3 protein-coding genes are annotated in these 1,790 nt (G+C 39.1%); all 3 read right to left on the bottom strand.

Going from position 1 to position 1,790, the window contains the following annotated elements; translation table 11 throughout:
- Positions 1-381: ABC transporter ATP-binding protein (locus I3255_RS14080; RefSeq protein WP_238039377.1), on the bottom strand; the 381-nt coding region annotated here is incomplete at its 3' end.
- Positions 381-1,328: an iron ABC transporter permease gene (locus I3255_RS14075; RefSeq protein WP_238039376.1), complete on the bottom strand. Its 948-nt coding sequence runs from the start codon at positions 1,326-1,328 to the stop codon at positions 381-383. The genes I3255_RS14075 and I3255_RS14080, both read right to left, overlap by 1 nt.
- Positions 1,329-1,378: 50 nt before the next feature.
- Positions 1,379-1,790: ABC transporter substrate-binding protein (locus I3255_RS14070; RefSeq protein WP_238039375.1), on the bottom strand; the 412-nt coding region annotated here is incomplete at its 5' end.

The following is a 1,790-nucleotide window of genomic DNA, read 5'->3' as shown; positions in this document are numbered from 1 at the left end:
AAAACTATTGGCTAGTGCTGAAATAGCTAAATCGGCTAATGCAGAAAAAGCCCGTTTTTCATCATCCTCAGATGGTTGAAAGAATAACCCTATCTTTGGGGCTAATCCCATTAATACAATATCAATCACACGATAAGAAAAAGAAAATGCACATGATTGTGGTACAAAGCCAATACCACCGTGAACAAAAACATCTCCAGCAAGCGCCGATTGGATATTGACTAAATTATGTAATAGAGTCGTTTTCCCTCGACCATTAGCTCCCAAAATGGCACAGATCTCACCTTGATGACAAACAAAACTCATTGGTGAAAAAAGCGGGGTATTTGGACCAAATTGTAGCTGATTAGCGGTTAAACAGACTTTCATATCTGATGTCATTACTGTTGACCTCTTTTTTCTTTGGCCAGTAAAAAGATAAAGAGTGGTGCCCCCAACAATGCCGTAATAATACCTAAAGGGATCTCAGCCTGACTGATTGTTCGTGCGATATCATCCACAATAATCATGATTCCAGCCCCCATCCAAAATGACATTGGTAATAATCGTCGGTGATCAGCGCCTACAATTGTTCGAGCTAAATGTGGAACGACTAAACCTATCCAACCAATACTTCCACTTACAGCGACTTGGGCGGCAATTAATACAGCACACAATAATAAGACCCATTGTCTTAATCGTGCCACTGAAACCCCTAACGATCTGGCATCGGAATCCCCTAAGGATAAAATATTGATGCGCCATCGTAATTGGTATAACACTCCTCCGGCGAGAAGTAATGGAACGAGTAGTAGTATTACTTTGTGCCAATTAGCGGTGGCAAAGCTGCCTAGCAACCAAAAAACAATACTCGGTAATTTTTCTTCAGTGTCAGCAAGGTATTGAACTAAATTCACTAATGCGGCAAAAATTCCACTTAGGACAATCCCCAGTAGAATTAGCATTAGTCTATCATTTTTGCCCAATAAATTAGCCAATACATAAATAATTACCAGCGCTAATAGCCCAAAAACGAAGGTTGAACCCATCATTAAAGCAGTAGGAAAACCAAGTAATATCGCTAAAGTCCCGCCAAATGCTGCACCAGAACTAACACCAATAATATGAGGATCAACTAATGGGTTATGGAAAACCCCTTGTAATATTGCACCACTAAAAGCTAAACAACCACCAACACAAAGTGCAATAACGATCCGGGGTAAACGAATAGACCAAAGAATATGATTGGCTAAATCGTCATTGAAAAACGGATGTAAAAACCCATGATAAAGCTGAGATAACGATAGCGGATATTGACCTAACATTAATGAAAACACCATGATCATCATAACGATTATCACCGCGATGATAGTCTCTTTTTTATATAGTGAATATTTCATTAGATATAAGTAGTTCGGTAAAACTGATGGTAATAACGCTGAACTTTTTCATTTAAATCAATATCTTTAAATAATTGTGGGTAGAGTGTTTTTGCCATCCACCATTCGCCAAGGGCAATAGCTTCTGGCATTGGATATCCCCAGGCTTTAGCATATTCAGGCATCAAATAAACCCTCTGATTTTTAACCGCATTTACCCACTTAAAATTAGGGTCATGTTTAATTTCTGTTATAACATCAGGAAAACGATGCTGAACAAAAATCACCTGTGGATTCCACGTTAAAATTTGCTCCATAGCGACTTGGTGATAGCCTTTTAATGTTGAAGCTGCAACATTATTGCCGCCAGCACGCGCCATCATCACCCCGGTATATTTTCCTGATCCATAAGTATTTAGATCAGGGTTTGCC

It is taken from the genome of Psychrobacter sp. Ps6, from assembly GCF_022129235.1.
Classification (GTDB): Bacteria; Pseudomonadota; Gammaproteobacteria; order Pseudomonadales; family Moraxellaceae; genus Psychrobacter.
Note: the sequence above shows the minus strand (reverse complement) of the source record. Positions and strands in the feature narration are given on the sequence as shown.